The sequence below is a fragment of the Parasphingorhabdus sp. genome (assembly GCF_041748495.1).
In the GTDB taxonomy this organism is placed as follows: domain Bacteria; phylum Pseudomonadota; class Alphaproteobacteria; order Sphingomonadales; family Sphingomonadaceae; genus Parasphingorhabdus.
The window spans coordinates 1-14,511 of sequence record NZ_JBGTDD010000002.1 but is presented as its reverse complement, the minus strand read 5'-3'; the positions used below and the strand labels follow the sequence as shown (position 1 = coordinate 14,511).

General features: G+C 58.4%; 11 protein-coding genes. 5 read left to right on the top strand and 6 right to left on the bottom strand.

Annotated features, from left to right (window positions below):
• Nucleotides 1–239: 239 nt before the first annotated feature.
• Nucleotides 240–713, bottom strand: a complete 474-nt coding sequence (locus ACEW8J_RS00160; protein WP_373489604.1) for a hypothetical protein — start codon at nucleotides 711–713, stop codon at nucleotides 240–242.
• A gap of 250 nt (nucleotides 714–963) precedes the next feature.
• On the opposite strand from ACEW8J_RS00160, the gene ACEW8J_RS00155 reads away from it, so the two are divergent.
• Nucleotides 964–1,707, top strand: coding sequence for a hypothetical protein (locus ACEW8J_RS00155; protein ID WP_373489603.1), 744 nt, complete (start codon nucleotides 964–966; stop codon nucleotides 1,705–1,707).
• 68 nt (nucleotides 1,708–1,775) lie between these two features.
• A complete protein-coding gene (locus tag ACEW8J_RS00150; protein WP_373489602.1) occupies nucleotides 1,776–3,230 on the top strand; it encodes an MFS transporter in 1,455 nt (484 codons plus the stop codon).
• Nucleotides 3,231–3,276: 46 nt separating this feature from the next.
• Here ACEW8J_RS00150 and ACEW8J_RS00145 read toward each other — a convergent pair whose 3' ends face one another.
• The 5 genes from ACEW8J_RS00145 to ACEW8J_RS00125 all read right to left on the bottom strand — a co-directional run bounded on the left by ACEW8J_RS00145 (nucleotide 3,277) and on the right by ACEW8J_RS00125 (nucleotide 11,876).
• On the bottom strand, nucleotides 3,277–5,520 hold the full coding sequence (locus ACEW8J_RS00145) for a M3 family metallopeptidase (protein ID WP_373489601.1): 2,244 nt from the start codon (nucleotides 5,518–5,520) through the stop codon (nucleotides 3,277–3,279).
• A 172-nt stretch (nucleotides 5,521–5,692) separates the two neighbouring features.
• Nucleotides 5,693–6,541, bottom strand: a complete 849-nt coding sequence (locus ACEW8J_RS00140; RefSeq protein WP_373489600.1) for a phosphodiesterase — start codon at nucleotides 6,539–6,541, stop codon at nucleotides 5,693–5,695.
• A 27-nt stretch (nucleotides 6,542–6,568) separates the two neighbouring features.
• Nucleotides 6,569–8,374 (bottom strand): cytochrome c3 family protein, encoded by a 1,806-nt coding sequence (locus ACEW8J_RS00135; RefSeq protein WP_373489599.1) that lies wholly within the window; start codon nucleotides 8,372–8,374, stop codon nucleotides 6,569–6,571.
• 15 nt (nucleotides 8,375–8,389) lie between these two features.
• Nucleotides 8,390–9,271 (bottom strand): hypothetical protein, encoded by an 882-nt coding sequence (locus ACEW8J_RS00130; protein ID WP_373489598.1) that lies wholly within the window; start codon nucleotides 9,269–9,271, stop codon nucleotides 8,390–8,392.
• 154 nt (nucleotides 9,272–9,425) lie between these two features.
• Complete coding sequence (locus ACEW8J_RS00125) at nucleotides 9,426–11,876, bottom strand: cyclic nucleotide-binding domain-containing protein (protein WP_373489597.1); 2,451 nt, start codon at nucleotides 11,874–11,876, stop codon at nucleotides 9,426–9,428.
• Between the two features lie 239 nt (nucleotides 11,877–12,115).
• On the opposite strand from ACEW8J_RS00125, the gene ACEW8J_RS00120 reads away from it, so the two are divergent.
• The 3 genes from ACEW8J_RS00120 to ACEW8J_RS00110 all read left to right on the top strand — a co-directional run bounded on the left by ACEW8J_RS00120 (nucleotide 12,116) and on the right by ACEW8J_RS00110 (nucleotide 14,269).
• Complete coding sequence (locus ACEW8J_RS00120; RefSeq protein ID WP_373489596.1) at nucleotides 12,116–13,072, top strand: tetratricopeptide repeat protein; 957 nt, start codon at nucleotides 12,116–12,118, stop codon at nucleotides 13,070–13,072.
• Between the two features lie 174 nt (nucleotides 13,073–13,246).
• Nucleotides 13,247–13,798 (top strand): GbsR/MarR family transcriptional regulator, encoded by a 552-nt coding sequence (locus ACEW8J_RS00115; RefSeq protein ID WP_373489595.1) that lies wholly within the window; start codon nucleotides 13,247–13,249, stop codon nucleotides 13,796–13,798.
• Nucleotides 13,799–13,900: 102 nt separating this feature from the next.
• Nucleotides 13,901–14,269: a hypothetical protein gene (locus tag ACEW8J_RS00110; protein WP_373489594.1), complete on the top strand. Its 369-nt coding sequence runs from the start codon at nucleotides 13,901–13,903 to the stop codon at nucleotides 14,267–14,269.
• Nucleotides 14,270–14,511: the final 242 nt, after the last annotated feature.

Below are 14,511 nucleotides of genomic sequence, written 5' to 3'. Positions count from 1 at the left end.
CGCGGGCGCGCATGCACCGGATGAATATTATGTCATCGAATCGACCAACCCGAAAGTCGCCGGCCTGGTCGACGCCACCATGGGCTATGCCGACTTTCTCTACCAGCTGGCGGCGATCAGCTGACCGGCTCTCCCGTTGGTCCTGAGCTTGTCGAAAGGCGCTTCTCCATAAAGCTGGGTCCGGGCCATTTTTGGCGTCATTAGACCGAGGAATTCGGGAATTAGGAATGTCCCACTCGTCAGCTTAATTTCAGTCTACCTAACTTTAAGCTATTGGATTTAATTATATATCCAATGACATTTCCACCCGAAACATCGACGCATGGTTCGTCAATCTCATCGACGAATGATTTTTCTATGCCTCCATAGATTTCAATGTAATCTGCTGGCGGTTGGGTGCCGAAGCTTCTTTCCAATTGACGGAACTCATCCATTGCGATCTTACCGTAAAACGGAAAAACCGGGAAACGCTTGTCCTCTAGCTTGCAGTCGAAAACATTGATGTATGGATAGACGTTCGATCGGATCAAGTTTCTTGCATCGTCCGTGCGAATACTTACTTGAACAACTTGATCATACTCTTGGTATAAATTGTCGCTATCCTCAAATATAAGACTTTCAAAAATATGAGCGTCTCTTATTTCGATATCTGTTGAGACAAGTCCGCACGCTGAGGTGAAAAGTAGCACGAAAATCAAATAAAATTTTCTCATTACAGAACCTTAGATTGCACTATATGTGAGCTGCCTTTGTAGCGCTTCAAACTTCGATGAACTGGATATTTTCTCAGGCTTCTGCAGTATACGTCGAAAGTGAATTACGGAACTACGGTGTCAGGAACTACGGGGAAGTTGCACTTTTTTCCAGGAAATGATGAATTTCGGCTAGGAAAAAAGTGCATTGTCGCCATAATTTGTTGCAGCGTATCTGTGAATTATCGGTTCAGATAAGGAGTTTGAGTCAATGAAAGCAGCGATTGCAGAAACCATCTCTTCGCGCAGCCTTGTCCGTGCAGGCCTTGGCGCGCTCTGTTTGCTGTCGATTTCCTCGGCGGCAAAGGCGGATCAAGGCGCGATTTCCGAAAACATGCGAGCGATAGCCGACCGGCAGGTCTATGCGATCCTTGCCAATGTACGTGCCAGTTCGCGTTTTCAGCTGACCGAGGTTGAGGCGCGACAAATTGCCGATGTCATGCTCGCCGACGGAAAGCTGGATGCCCATGAAATCGACCTGATCGACGAGCTCAGTTCCTCTTCGGTGCGCGCGATCCAGATTTCACCGGGCGGGGGCGGTGATGATCCGGTGGTTCTGGGCACCCAGAGCGGGCCTGCCAAGCGTGTTTTCGACTCGCTGATGACCGATTATCTCGACAAATTCTACGATGCCGGTGGTCCCGCAAAAGGGTGGGAGTCGCTGGTGCGCTATTCGCTGACTTCCGAAACGGCTTACAAACGGTCCCAAAATTTTCTGGCGCCCAAGGCCCTGGCCGCAGGCAAGCAGAGCAATATTGCCAATGCCTATAAGCCGATCCGTGAGCACATAAGTGGCCTGTTTGCGCGCAACAACCAGCTTCCCAAGGATGAGCCCAAGTTGAACGACCGCGGTCGCTGGTTGATCCATGTCAGCGTCAAGATGGCGGATATGGACATGTCCGACCAGTTGCCGGATTATCTGTACAGCTGGATCAGGCCCGGCGGTAAGTTTTAGCCTGGCCGCGCAAACCTCCCAGCAATTCCAGTAGCTTCCAACGCCCGATTGTGCGACGCTCCCCCATCTTGAAAAACCCGGAACCCGCCCCCCTGCAGCTGACCCTCCCCAACCGCCTGTCCTACGGCCTCGGCGGGGCCGTCTATGCGGTCAAGGAAGCGGCGTTCATCATGTTCGTACTGCTGCTCTACACGCAGGTGCTGGGGCTGAGCGGGACGGCGACCGGCATCGTGCTGTCGCTCAGCCTGCTGTGGGACGCAGTGTCCGACCCGATGGTCGGCAGCTGGTCCGACCGCTACCAGAGCCGCTGGGGTCGGCGGCATCCGTTCATGATCTACAGCACCGTGCCGCTGGGCCTTGGCTTCATCGCGCTGTTCGCGCCGCCGGAATTCGTGCTGGACAGCCAGCTGTGGCTGGCCGGATGGCTGCTCGCCTGTTCGATATGGATCCGCACCGCGCTGACCTTTTTCTCGATCCCGCATTATACTTTGGTCGCGGAAATCACCCAGGATTATCACGACCGTAGCGCCCTGATGGGGCAGCGCACCGCCTTCCTGTTTCTGACGACGCTGCTGCTGCCGTCGACCTGTCTCTATTTCCTGTTCGACGAAGGCGCAGGCGGCGATGGCCGCTTTGTCGCCGCCAATTACGTCACCTATGGCTGGCTGTCGGCGCTGATCGTGTGGATCACCGCGACGGCGTGCATCGCCGGGACCTGGAAATTCATCGGCCATACCCAGATCGATCCGCGGCGCGCGCCGTCGACGCCGGGATTTTCAGGATTGTGGAGCGATTTCCTGTCCACCTTCCGCAACCGCAATTTCCGCAATGTGCTCGGCTATGACCTGGGGGCGACCGCCTCTTATGGCATCACGGTCGCGCTCAACATCATCTTCTGGACCTATTTCTGGGAACTGGAGGCGACCGAGACGGGCCTGGTGCTGGGCCTTTCGGTGCTGATTGCGGTGCCGATCGCGATCGTGTTCCTGAAGACGGTCGGCCGGCGGATGCCCAAGCATGATATCATCAAATGGGCGGTGGTGGTGATGCTGCTCGATCTGTCCTGGCCTTATCTGCTGCGCTGGTTCGACCTGATTCCCGGCAATGGCGATCCGGTGATATTCGCGATCCTGGTCATCCAGAACGCGATATTCATGAGCTTCTTCATCCTGCGGATCGTCGCGGTCACCTCGCTGACCGCCGATCTGACCGACGAGCATGAGGCCGACACCGGTCTCCGGCAGGAAGGCGGATTCTATTCCGTATTGCAGTTCACCTCCAAGATGGGCGGCGCTGTCGGGCCGCTCTACGGCGGCTTCGCGCTCGACCTGGTCGGTCTGCAGGAGGGCATGCGGCCGGGGGCGGTGGACCAGTCGGCGCTGGATGCGCTGGTCTGGATTGGCGCCGCCGGTATCGTCCCGCTGATGCTGATGGCCTTGTTCTTCACCTTCCGCTTCTCGATGACCGAGCAACGGCTGCTGCAAATCCAGGCCCTGATCGCCCGGCGGCGACGGGGGGAATAGAAAGGGGGCCAGAAGGCCCCCTTTCAATAATGCTGGCTGCGTCAGCCTATTTGCTGGTGCCGTCCTTGCCGCCCTTGGCCGCATCGGCGCTTTCGCCCGGTACCGGGAAGCCGCGCTTCTTGAGGATATATTTGACCTCCGGATCGCGGCCACGGAATTCGCGATAGGCTTCCTTGCGGTCGGTCTCGTTGCCGGTCGACAGCAGGATCTTGCGGAAACGCTCGGCGGTGTCCTTGTCCCACACGCTGCCGGATTCCTCGAACGCGGCCCAGGTGTCGGCATCCATCGTTTCCGACCAGAGATAGCTGTAATAGCCGGCCGAATAAGCGTCGGACGAGAACAGATGGTTGAACTGCGGCAGGCGGTGCCGCATCACGATTTCCTTCGGCATGCCGATTTCGGTCAGCGTCTCGCGCTCGAAAGCGTCGGGATCGGTCACCGGTTCGGCGCGGTTGTGCAGCTTCATGTCGACGATCGCGCTGGACAGATATTCCACCGTCGAGAAACCCTCGTTGAAGGTCTGGGATGCCTGGATCTTGTCGACCAGTTCCTTCGGGATCGGCTCACCGGTCTTGTAGTGGAGAGCGTAGGTCGACAGGATATAAGGCGTCATCAGCCAGTTTTCGTTCACCTGACTCGGATATTCGACGAAATCGCGCGGCGTGCCGCCAAGCCCCGGATAGGTGATGTCATAGTTCAGATAATGCAGCGCATGGCCGAATTCGTGGAACAGGGTCGTCGCATCGTCAAGGCTGATCAGCGTCGGTTCGCCGTCGCCGCCCTTTACGAAATTATTGTTGTTCGAGGTCGCGACATAATTGTTGTTCCCGCCCAGCTCATATTTGTTCTTGTAGGTGGTCATCCACGCGCCCGAGCGCTTGCCGTTGCGGGCATAATTGTCGAAATATTGCACGCCGATGACCTCGTCACCGCGCTTGACCTCGAAGGTGCGCACGTCCGGATCGAAAACCGGGATGGTGCCGGTGGTTTCGGTGAAGGTCATGCCATAGAGCTTGCCGGCCGCGTCGAACAGCGCGTCCATCATCTTGTCGAGCTGGAAATAGGGTTTGATCTCGGCGGAATCGAGATCATATTTCGCCTTGCGGACCTTTTCCGCATAATAGCGGTAATCCCAGGGTTCGATGGTGATATCGGCGCCTTCGCTATCGGCAATGGCCTGCATGTCGGCGACTTCTTCGCTGACCCGCGCGACGGCGGCTGGCCAGACCTGCATCATCAGGTCCATCGCGGCATCCGGCTCCTTCGCCATCGTGTCGGCCATCCGGTAATGGGCGTGGGTCTCAAAGCCGAGCAGCTTGGCGCGATCCGCCCGCAATTTCAGGATCTTGGCGATGGTCGCATTGGTGTCATTGTCGCCGCCATTGTCGCCGCGGTTGATATAGGCGGTATAGACTTTTTCCCGCAGGTCGCGCCGCGTGCTGTTCTCGAGAAACGGCTGCATGACCGAGCGGGTGTTTTTCAGCGCCCAGCCGGTCTTGTCCTGCTCTTGGGCGGCCTCTTTCAGCGAGGCGACAAAGCTGTCCGGCAGTCCGGCCAGATCGGCTTCGTCGGTCAGGAAGATGAAGCTTTCCTCATCGGCCAGCACCTTGTTGGAAAAGTCGTTAAACGCTTTCGACAATTCGGTATTATAGGCAATCAGCTGCTGCTTGTCAGTGTCGCCGAGCAGCGCGCCATCGCGGACCAATTGTTCGTAATTGCGCTCGACCAGACGGGTTTGCTGGGCGTCCAGTCCGGCGGATTGCCGATTGTCATAGACCGCCTTGGTCTTGGCCAGCAATTTGGGGTCGAGAGTCAATTGATCGAAGAAGGCCGACACTTTCGGCAGCCATTCGCCCTGGATCTTGCGAACCTCGTCGTTGGACAGATTGCTGCTGTGCACACCCCAGATCGAAAAGAGATTATTGGCTTCATTGCCGACCAGTTCCATCGGCACGGTGAAATTTTCAAAGGTCGCGGGTGCCGGATTGTCGCGGATCGCGTTCACTTCGGCCTGGATCTTGTCCATGGTCGCCTGAAAGGCGGCCGGGAAATCGGAGACCTTGACTTCATCCCATGGCGGCACGCCGTCATAGGGTCCGGTCCAGGGTTGCAGAATGCTGTTCCCCGCCGCATCGGCTGGTGCCGCCTGCGTCGCGCTCATCCTGTTCAATTCTGCTGTGGTCATTTTATTGTCCTGTTGAGCGGCCAGAGCGGGGGTCGCGGTCGCGCCAATCAGTGCGGCACTGGAAACGCCCAGAAAAAACCTGCGGGTGGAAATGGTGAATCGCATCTTTATCTCTCCAAATATCGAACCGCTGCAGCGGATCGCAAAAAAACGCCGGAAGCGCAGTTGGGGATCATCTACCCAATGCCGAGCGGAAACGCAAAAAAGGTTGCGCTGGAAATCATCTATTAGACGAACAACAATTTCCTGTCGATGAACGACTTGGCAAAGAGAGCGGCTATTCCGGTCGCTCGGCCAGCAGCGCCCGGACCAGGGGCTGCAGATTCTCGTCATAGCGGGCCAGCATGACATGGTCTTCGGCATTCTCGAAATGGCTGACCAGCTGGCGGCCGTTCCAATAATGCAGGGCGATGGCTGGCGGGTCGGCGACAATCATATTGCGGCCATCGGGTCGGTCGGGATCGATCGGACTGAGGTCCAGCGCCACTTGCGGCGCGGTCGAGGCGCAAACCGCCAGGCTGATGTCGCCCCACCAGGTGGAAATATTGCGGTGCAAATGACCGGTGATCATGCCCTTGACCTGGGCATGGCCGGTGACCGCGTCGGCCAGCCGCCCGACCCAGGGTTCGTCGGGATGGGTGTTCATCCACTCGATGCCGCTTTCGACTGGCGGATGGTGCAGGATCAGGATTGTCGGCTTGTCGCGGTTTTCCGCAAGTCTGGCGCTGAGCCAAGCGGCCCGTCGGTCGCAAAAGGCACCGCCGTGCCGGCCTTCTTCCAGCGTGTCGAGAATCAGCAGCCGCAGGGCCGGCGTGTCGACCTCATATTGAACAAAGCCGTCCGCCGTCGGAACATCGGGAAATTGTTTGCGGAACGGCGCGCGCAAATCATGATTGCCCATGCACATATGGACCGGGAAGGGCACGACCGACAGAGCATTTTCGAGCCGACGATAGCTTTCCTGGTCGCCGCGATCGACGAGATCGCCGGTGGCCAGCAACAGATCGGGCTGCGGATGCATGGCGCAAATCGCCTTGATCGCCTGATCAAGCCGCTTGCGGTTGAATTCTGCCGGATTATCAGGGTCGAAGCCCAGATGTATATCGGTGATCTGCGCCATCAACATGGACGCCCTCCCTTTGGCCCATTAGCGCTATTGACGAACAATCTGCTTGCCCGGTCGTTTCTGTTTGTCTTTCTGTTCTTCCCTGATCAGCCAGGGCGCGCCATCATCGGCGTGATAGTCATGGCACATGGCGCATGACGATGGCACGTCGGCGGTCTTCTGAAACTCTCCGCCATGACATTCGCGGCAGGTCTTGATCCCCGGCAATAGCAGATCTTCGGCAAGCTTGGATGTCTTCGCATTGTGACAGCTGCTGCATGTTTCGTCATTATGCGCTTCATGGCTGAACCAGCCCTTTTGCATATAGCGGTCGGTCTGGGTCACCGGCTTGATGCCATAATCCACCCGGCCGCGAGCGGTGGGCGGGGTGATCCCGTGGCAGTCGTAACAGGCGCCACCGCGCGAGAAGACCTGGCTGATCGCCAGATTGGCCCGGCTGGGGCGGAACTGGACGGCGCGGGCATAGTCGCTGGCGACGCGGGCTTCGTTGCTGTCACCCGGACGGCGGCGCTGCATCCCGCCAAGATTGATCGGGCGGGTCGGACGAGTGGAACGATAATAAGCGCGGAGATCCGCCTGGACCATTTCCGGCTCGCCATGCCGCAGGGTTCGGACAGTGCCGCCGATCTCGTCAAAGGCGAGACTGTGGCACATGCTGCAATCCTCCTTCATGTCGACCGGTTCAAAGCGCACACCCTTGGGATCGGGGGTATGACAATCCTTGCATTCGAGAGATTCGCCAAAACCATATTTCGATGACAGCCGCCGCCCCATTTGGGCGACGCCGCCGGTGCGCGACAGATGCACGTCATGGGGGAATTTGAGACCATTATTCTCGGTCGGTTTGCGGTCGAGCGAAATCCGCCGGCGCAGCGGGTTCTCGCCGCCCGGGGTTACCAGCACGGCGGGCCGGAACTGCGGATGGGCGAGCCCGAAATCCGACGCATTTTCCAGTTTGGTATCAGTCAACCGTCCATCCATCCCGTCATGACAATCCGCGCAGAATTGTTGCGCTGTCGGTTCCATAGCACCACTGCCCTCATGCTCGGTGTGACATTCGACACACCTGCCCGGTGGTTTGTTGAAAGCAGTGGCAAAGGCGGCGCCAATTTTCTCCAGTCCCTCCGGTCCACCGCGCGCGGTCAGCAGCCGCGGCTTTGCCGCATGGTCATGCGCATCATCCTCATGACAGGTGAGGCAGGTCTTGTCGGTGACGGTGACAAAGGCGTCGACATGGCAGGCCTGGCAATCTTTCTTGAGCGCATGATGGGCGCTGCTCAATGCACCCGACGACCACATGGTGTCGGCGTGGAACTGGTCGGGCCGTTCCTCGACGCCGCGCCAGGTCGCCCAGGTATAGACCGGCCAGACGAGGAAGGCAGCCAGCACCAGCGCGATAAAGCCCCAGGCGCTGGTCCGCTTGCCGGGCAGCAGTCCCTTGAGCGTGTATAAGGTCGTCTCGCTCCGCGTCTCCGCCGAATCGGACAGGGCCTCGACCCGCTTGACGGTGAGGACGACATCCCCGCCTTCTTCGCTGACGGTGATGACATGGCCGCCGAAACCCAGTTCCGCGCCAACCGCCGGATTGACAGTGACCGAAATCCGCGCTTTGCCGTCCAGCGTGAAATTCTGGCCCGACGTGCTTTCGACGATGATCTGTCCATCGTCGCGCTTGCGGATCGTGGCATGGTCCGGATTGACCGCAAGGTCGGGCAGATGGATGGCATTGGCGGTGCTGCGGCCAATGCCGATCTCCTCTGCAGCAAAGGGGTTGGACCGGATAATTTCCCGGCCATCGGCGGTGGTGGCAATCTGGCGAACAATGAAGGTCATGCTGGGCTCTCCATCCTACCAGTAGAAAAACACGCTGATGATATGCGCGGTGAGCGAGGCGATCAGCGCGAACGTCATCGGCACATGGATGAACAGCCAGACCTGCAGCATCGCCTTGAGCTTCAGATGGCGGCGGACGCGGGCCAGCGTGGCTTCCTTTTTCTCGAGCAGGGCATCGACCTTGTCGAGCGGATCATCGCCACCCATTTTCGGCTGATAGGCGCGCTCGCGGCGCAGATCCGCCTGCGCCTGCCGAGTAGCGCAATCCGGATATCTGCCGGAAATCCGCTGGAAAAAACCGCCGCCGAACGGATCCTGCTCCAGCGATAGCAGCACCAGACCGGCATGTTCCGCCGACAGCGGCTGCGCCGCTTCGTGCAGCTGCCGGTCGAGCGAGCGGAGATTTTCTAGCATCTCCGTCTCGGTCATCTCGTCGCGATTGTCGGACAGCGCCTTCGGGATGGTCGCGTAGAAATAAATCCCGACGATGCCCGAAATGATCACGATCATCATGAACACATAGGCGGCGGTGTGGATATTCCAGCCTAGCTGAAATCCGGTGTGCAGCGTGCCGATGACGATCAGGCTCAGCCCGAGATAGATATGCGCCGATGTCCACGCCTTCAGCGACCACTGGCCCGGCGTCATCGCCCGCTTGCGCACTCCCAGCATGGTCAGCCAGAGGATCAGCAGCGCACCGATGGTGCCCAGTGTATAGCCATACCAGCTGCCGCCATTGTGGCGCGGCGACACGTCGATGAAAATATAGCTGACGACGCAGATCAGCATGATCGCCGATGAAACCTTCAGCCAGCGATACCCCGCATGCTTGAGGAAACCATCGTGCATCGCAACTTTCTTGCGGCCGGGCTGGGAAGGAATGGCATTGCTGGCCATTAGACGCGCCCTCCCGTCTGGATGTGTCCGGCTTTGGCAAGCGTTCGTGCTGAGTTGTCCGCCGTTCGTGCTGAGCTTGTCGAAGCACAGCAGGCGCATGATCGCGGTCCTTTGGCAAGCTCGGGATGACCGGGTTGGAGGGAAAGGGACAGGCTCATAGCTCCTCCCCTTCGAGCTTGGCGACGGTCAGAAATTCTTCCGGTGCCACGCGGATCGCCGCGCCGGTCGGACAGGCGCGCACGCAGGCCGGTCCGCCCTTGATCCCGGCGCACATGTCGCATTTGATCGCCTTCTTGGGTTTTTCCACAGCCGGGTCGCTATGTTTTTTGGCCCATTGCTTGTCGGGCTCCCCCGGTCCCGGCCCGGCGCCAAAGAACAGCCAGCTGAGCAGCCCCGGTTTCTTCGGCGGCACCTTGTCCATGCGGATCACGCCATAGGGGCAGTAGCGCTGGCAATTGCCGCAGCCGATGCAGCTGTCATCGATGTACACTTCGCCGTCGGGACCACGATGGATCGCATCCGGCGGGCAGTCGGACATGCAATGCGGATGCTCGCAGTGGCGGCAGCTGGTCGGCACGTGCAGATGGGCATAGGTCCGCCCGGCCTCGCGATCGAGACGCGACAGGCCTTCATGGCTGTCGGCGCAGGCCTTTTCGCAATTGTCGCACCCGACGCACAGATTCTCGTCGATCAACAGCACGTCGGTGGCCTCGCCAATGCCATTGTCGACGAGGAAATTGGCGATCCCCGAATACATGTCGACCACGCCCGAAAAACTGTCCTTTTTCGCCTCGACAAAGGCGTTGATATCCTGCCGTGCGGCCATTTCCTTTTTGGCCTTGCGCATCAGGTCCGGATGGGCGTCGAGCACCTTCTTGAACGCATCGCCGTTGATCTTGATGACTTCCGACTTGATCGCCGCCTTCACCGTCGCGGTGCGATAACCGCCCGCGATCAGTGTCATTTCGCCGACATAGGAACCGGCCGGCAGATAGGACAGAAACACCGGCTTGCCGCCGATCTGCTTCTCGACCACCATCGATCCGACCCGGATGACGTAAATGTCATTGCCCTCGCCGCCTTCCTCGATAATCGCTTCCCCGGCCCGGACATTGATGATCTCGCTGGTCTCGACGACTTCGGCAATATCCTCCTTGGTCAGGCCCGAGCCGAACATCTGCAGCAATTGCCGTTCCGTGGAAATCTGGGTGATCCGGCGTTTGGCCGCTGGCACGGAGGCTTGCAGCTTCAGTGCCGCCGTGCGGGAAATCTCGACCACGATGACCTCTTCGGCCGCCTTGATCGTCGCACCGCGCCGCCGTCCGGAAATCAGGCCGACCTCGCCAAAGATCGACCCCTGCTCGATCGGCACCGTCATCGAGGGATCGTCCGGATTGATTTCGACCGCGACCGAACCCTCGGCGATGGCAAAAAGCGAACTCCCCGGATCGTTTCGCTCGAAGATCACCTCGCCCCGGCGATAGATTTGCGGCTCGCTGTCGAGCATGAATTCGCGCATCTGGAGCGGCGACAGATCGTTGAGAATGGTGACATTGGACCGGAAAAATTCCAGCCATTCGTCGACCGACCGGCCTCGCGGCAAATCGCCGAACTTGGCTTCGAGTATCGGTTCGTCGGCGGGCTTGAGTTCGGTATTGCCATTGATGAACTCGATCACATCATAGCCCTGATTCATGCAGTGCTTGATCAGCGGATAGCCGGCGAGCGCGCCGATGACGTAAATGCCCTCCTTGGTGCTTTCGAAGGCGGGGGACAATTTCGGATAGGCCTCGCGGTCTTCGCTGGTGAATTCGATCCCGCATTCCTCGACGAACTTGCGCGGCGGCGCGCTGCCCATGCGGGCGATGATCCGGTCGCATTTGATCGCTTCCTGACCGTCGCGGGTTTCCAGCACCAGTTCGCCGTCTTTTACCTCGGCCGGGGTCGTTTCGTTGCGAATGATCACCTTGCCCTGCTCGCCCGCTTCCATCAGCAGCTTGACATTGGCCTTCTTGGCGCGGGCGAAATCCGCCGAGCGGTTGAGGATGGTCACGACATTATTCTGCGCCGAATCGGCGGCGAGGCCCAGGGCATTCTCGATACCCGCATCGCCCGACCCGATCACCGTGATATGCTCGTCATAATATTCGCCGGGGTCGTCGAGCTGATATTGCACCAGCTTGTTATCACCGCCGGGACAGCGCAGCAGATTGGGATTGCCCTGCGTCCCGATCGCCATCACGATGGTTTCGGCCTGCACCGACTCGCCATTTTTCAGACTGATGGTGAAATTGCCTTGCTCACCCTCGATCTTCACCGGCTCGGCATTATACATGACATTGACGCCGTGACCGGCGGTCTGTTCGTCCCAGGTGCCGAGAATCGCCTCGCGCTTGCCCGCGTCAAAATCCATGTCCGAACGCAGCACCAGCTGGCTCGGCGTCGCCATGACATGCTTGCCCTTCTGATATTTGTAGATGGTGTCGGACAGATGGTCGGTTTTCTCGAGCAATATATGCTTGAGCTTCAACTGCGCCGCACGGCCAGCGGCGCTCATGCCCGCTGGTCCGGACCCGATAATGACCACTCGAAACTTGTCCGCCACGCGCTCGCTTCCCCCCTTGCTTCCCCGACCAACGCACCCTCATACGTTTTGCAGACCCGGTTCAGCTATTATTCCGGTTGTAGCGCGACCCAAAAGATTGAACTTTGGCAGTATCTTATCAAAAAGCTTCTCCATTGCCAGTGCAAAATATCACCATCATCTCGGCGCTTGTCAGCTAGCGCGAGGCTCCGTATCTCTGTTCGGGACTATCGCGACAGAAATCAGCTCGGGGATCGACCATGGCCAAATCAGCTTCTTCGATAAATATCAGCCGTATCGCGCTGATAATCGCGGCTTTACTCGCACTGGCTGCGGTAGCGGTCGCGGTGTACCGTAGCTTCAGCGGCGATTCTGCTGCGGCTCCGTCGGTTGCCGAAGCCAGCCCCGAAACGGCCCCTTCCGTCGATGAAGTCATCGCCGGTCTGGAAAAAAAGCTGCAGGAAAACCCCGACGATGCCGAAAGCTGGCGGATGCTGGGGTGGAGCTATTTTGAAACCGGCAAGTTCGCCGAATCGGCCACGGCGATGAAGCGGGCGACCACGCTCGACCCCGACAATCCGGAATATTGGTCGATGCTGGGCGAGGCGCTGGTGATGGCGAGCGACGGCCAGCAGGTCCCGCCCGACGCTGCCGATGCCTTCCGCAACGCGCTGGAACAGGACGCGAAAGATCCCCGCGCGCGCTATTTCCTCGCGGTGCAGAAAGACATATCCGGCGACCATCAAGGCGCGATCAACGACTGGTTCGCTTTGCTCGAGGACACGCCCGCCGACGCGCCTTATGCCGCCGACATTCGCCGGGTGATCGGCCAGGTCGCGGAAAATGAGGGCATTGATGTCGCCGCCCGCCTCGCCAGGGCCGCACCCGCAGCGCCCACCGGCGGCATCTCCACCGATGGCCCCACGGTCGCCACCGCTGCCATTCCCGGACCCAGCCGCCAGCAGATGCAGGAAGCCGCCGCCCTGCCCGCCGGCCAGCAGGAAGCGATGATCGCCAATATGGTCGACGGCCTCGACCAGCGCCTGCAGGCCAACCCCAATGACGCCAACGGCTGGATCATGCTGATCCGCAGCCGCATGCAACTGGGCCAGACGGTCCAGGCGAAACAGGCGCGGGATCGCGGACTGGCTGCCTTCAAGAATGATGGGGCAGAGGCGAAGCGGATTAGAGAAGCGGCGGCGGCACTGGGGGTTTGATCGCGGGGAATGGCGCTATTTGCGTAAACCTGGCTTCGCATTCGGAGCAATAGCGGAAGCTGGCCTCTAGCCATCGCGCACATAATTTCACAACAAAGATCATCCAGAAAAACACAGGTATTGACCAATTTCGTTATTTCTGTAATTACAGAAATAACGAAAGGACGACTCGCAATGGGCGTTGAGAAATATCCGGAAGCAATGGAGTTCATTCTTCACTGGGGAGAAATGGGGACGCATTGGGGGGCCAATCGTTCGGTCGCCCAGGTTCATGCGCTGCTCTATCTCAGCAACCAGCCGCTCGACGCAGAGAGGATTTGCGAAGCTCTCGGGCTGGCAAGATCGAACGTGTCTAACGCTCTCAAGGATCTCCAAGGTTATGGGGTTGTCAGACGGACCCATGTTCCGGGTGACCGCCGCGATCATTTTGTTGCGGAAACGGATTTGTGGGATATGTTCATGGCGATTAGCGCTGAACGAAAACGGCGCGAGATTGACCCGATTATCTCAAAACTCGCCGAGCTGGAGCAGCGTCTTGCAGAGAGCAACGACTTACCCAGCCATATACGGGAGCGCATTGGTCGAATGCATGAATTTATCGGTACCTTGACCAACTGGTATGAGCAAGTGCGTGGATTGAAGAAAAGCACTTTGATTGCGTTGATGAAGCTTGGGAGCAAAGTCGCTCGTTTCATTCCTAGCTCTAACAAAAACAACAGCGAATAAGATTGGGGAAAGACACATGCCGCCCGCGCAGATTCACATTTAGCTATTTCTTAAATTTCAGAAAAAACAGAAATTATAAAATCGACTCGAAAGGAATTTGAAATGACCATCATTGCTTATAGCCTGTATCTTCTCATCGCGATCAGCATGACCATCTGGGTTGCATTCACGCTATCCACCAATGGAAAAATCTATCTGATCCGCTGCTTTGGACATGATGATGAACTCGCTACGTCAATCAACCATTTGCTCGTCGTAGGCTTTTATCTCGTAAATTTTGGATTTATCGCTCTCGCACTCAGTGCTGCAGGCACCGCCGAAAATATTGTGGAAGTTATGCGCTTTTTAGGTTGGTATGTCGGCATTGCCACCCTCGTATTGGGTGCGATGCATTTTTTCAATATGACGTTGATCAGCCGCCACGGGCGCAAGGTTGCAGACTGGGTCCACGAACAAGCAACCCCGCAATAACGGGACTGACACGCAGAATAGTGCAAGATTTTCTCCTAGTCCCGCTGGAGGCGCTCCGGCGGGGCTTTTGCGTGGATCCGCTGCGCTGACAGGATCAGCCTACCGAAACAGCGGCTCCCCGAAACTCCGCAATTTCCGGCTGTGCAACGTCCCCGCATCGGCCTCTTTTGCCAGCAGCTCGATCGCGCGCAGGCCGATCGCCAGATGCTGGCCGACCCGCTCCTGATAGAAGGCATCGGCCA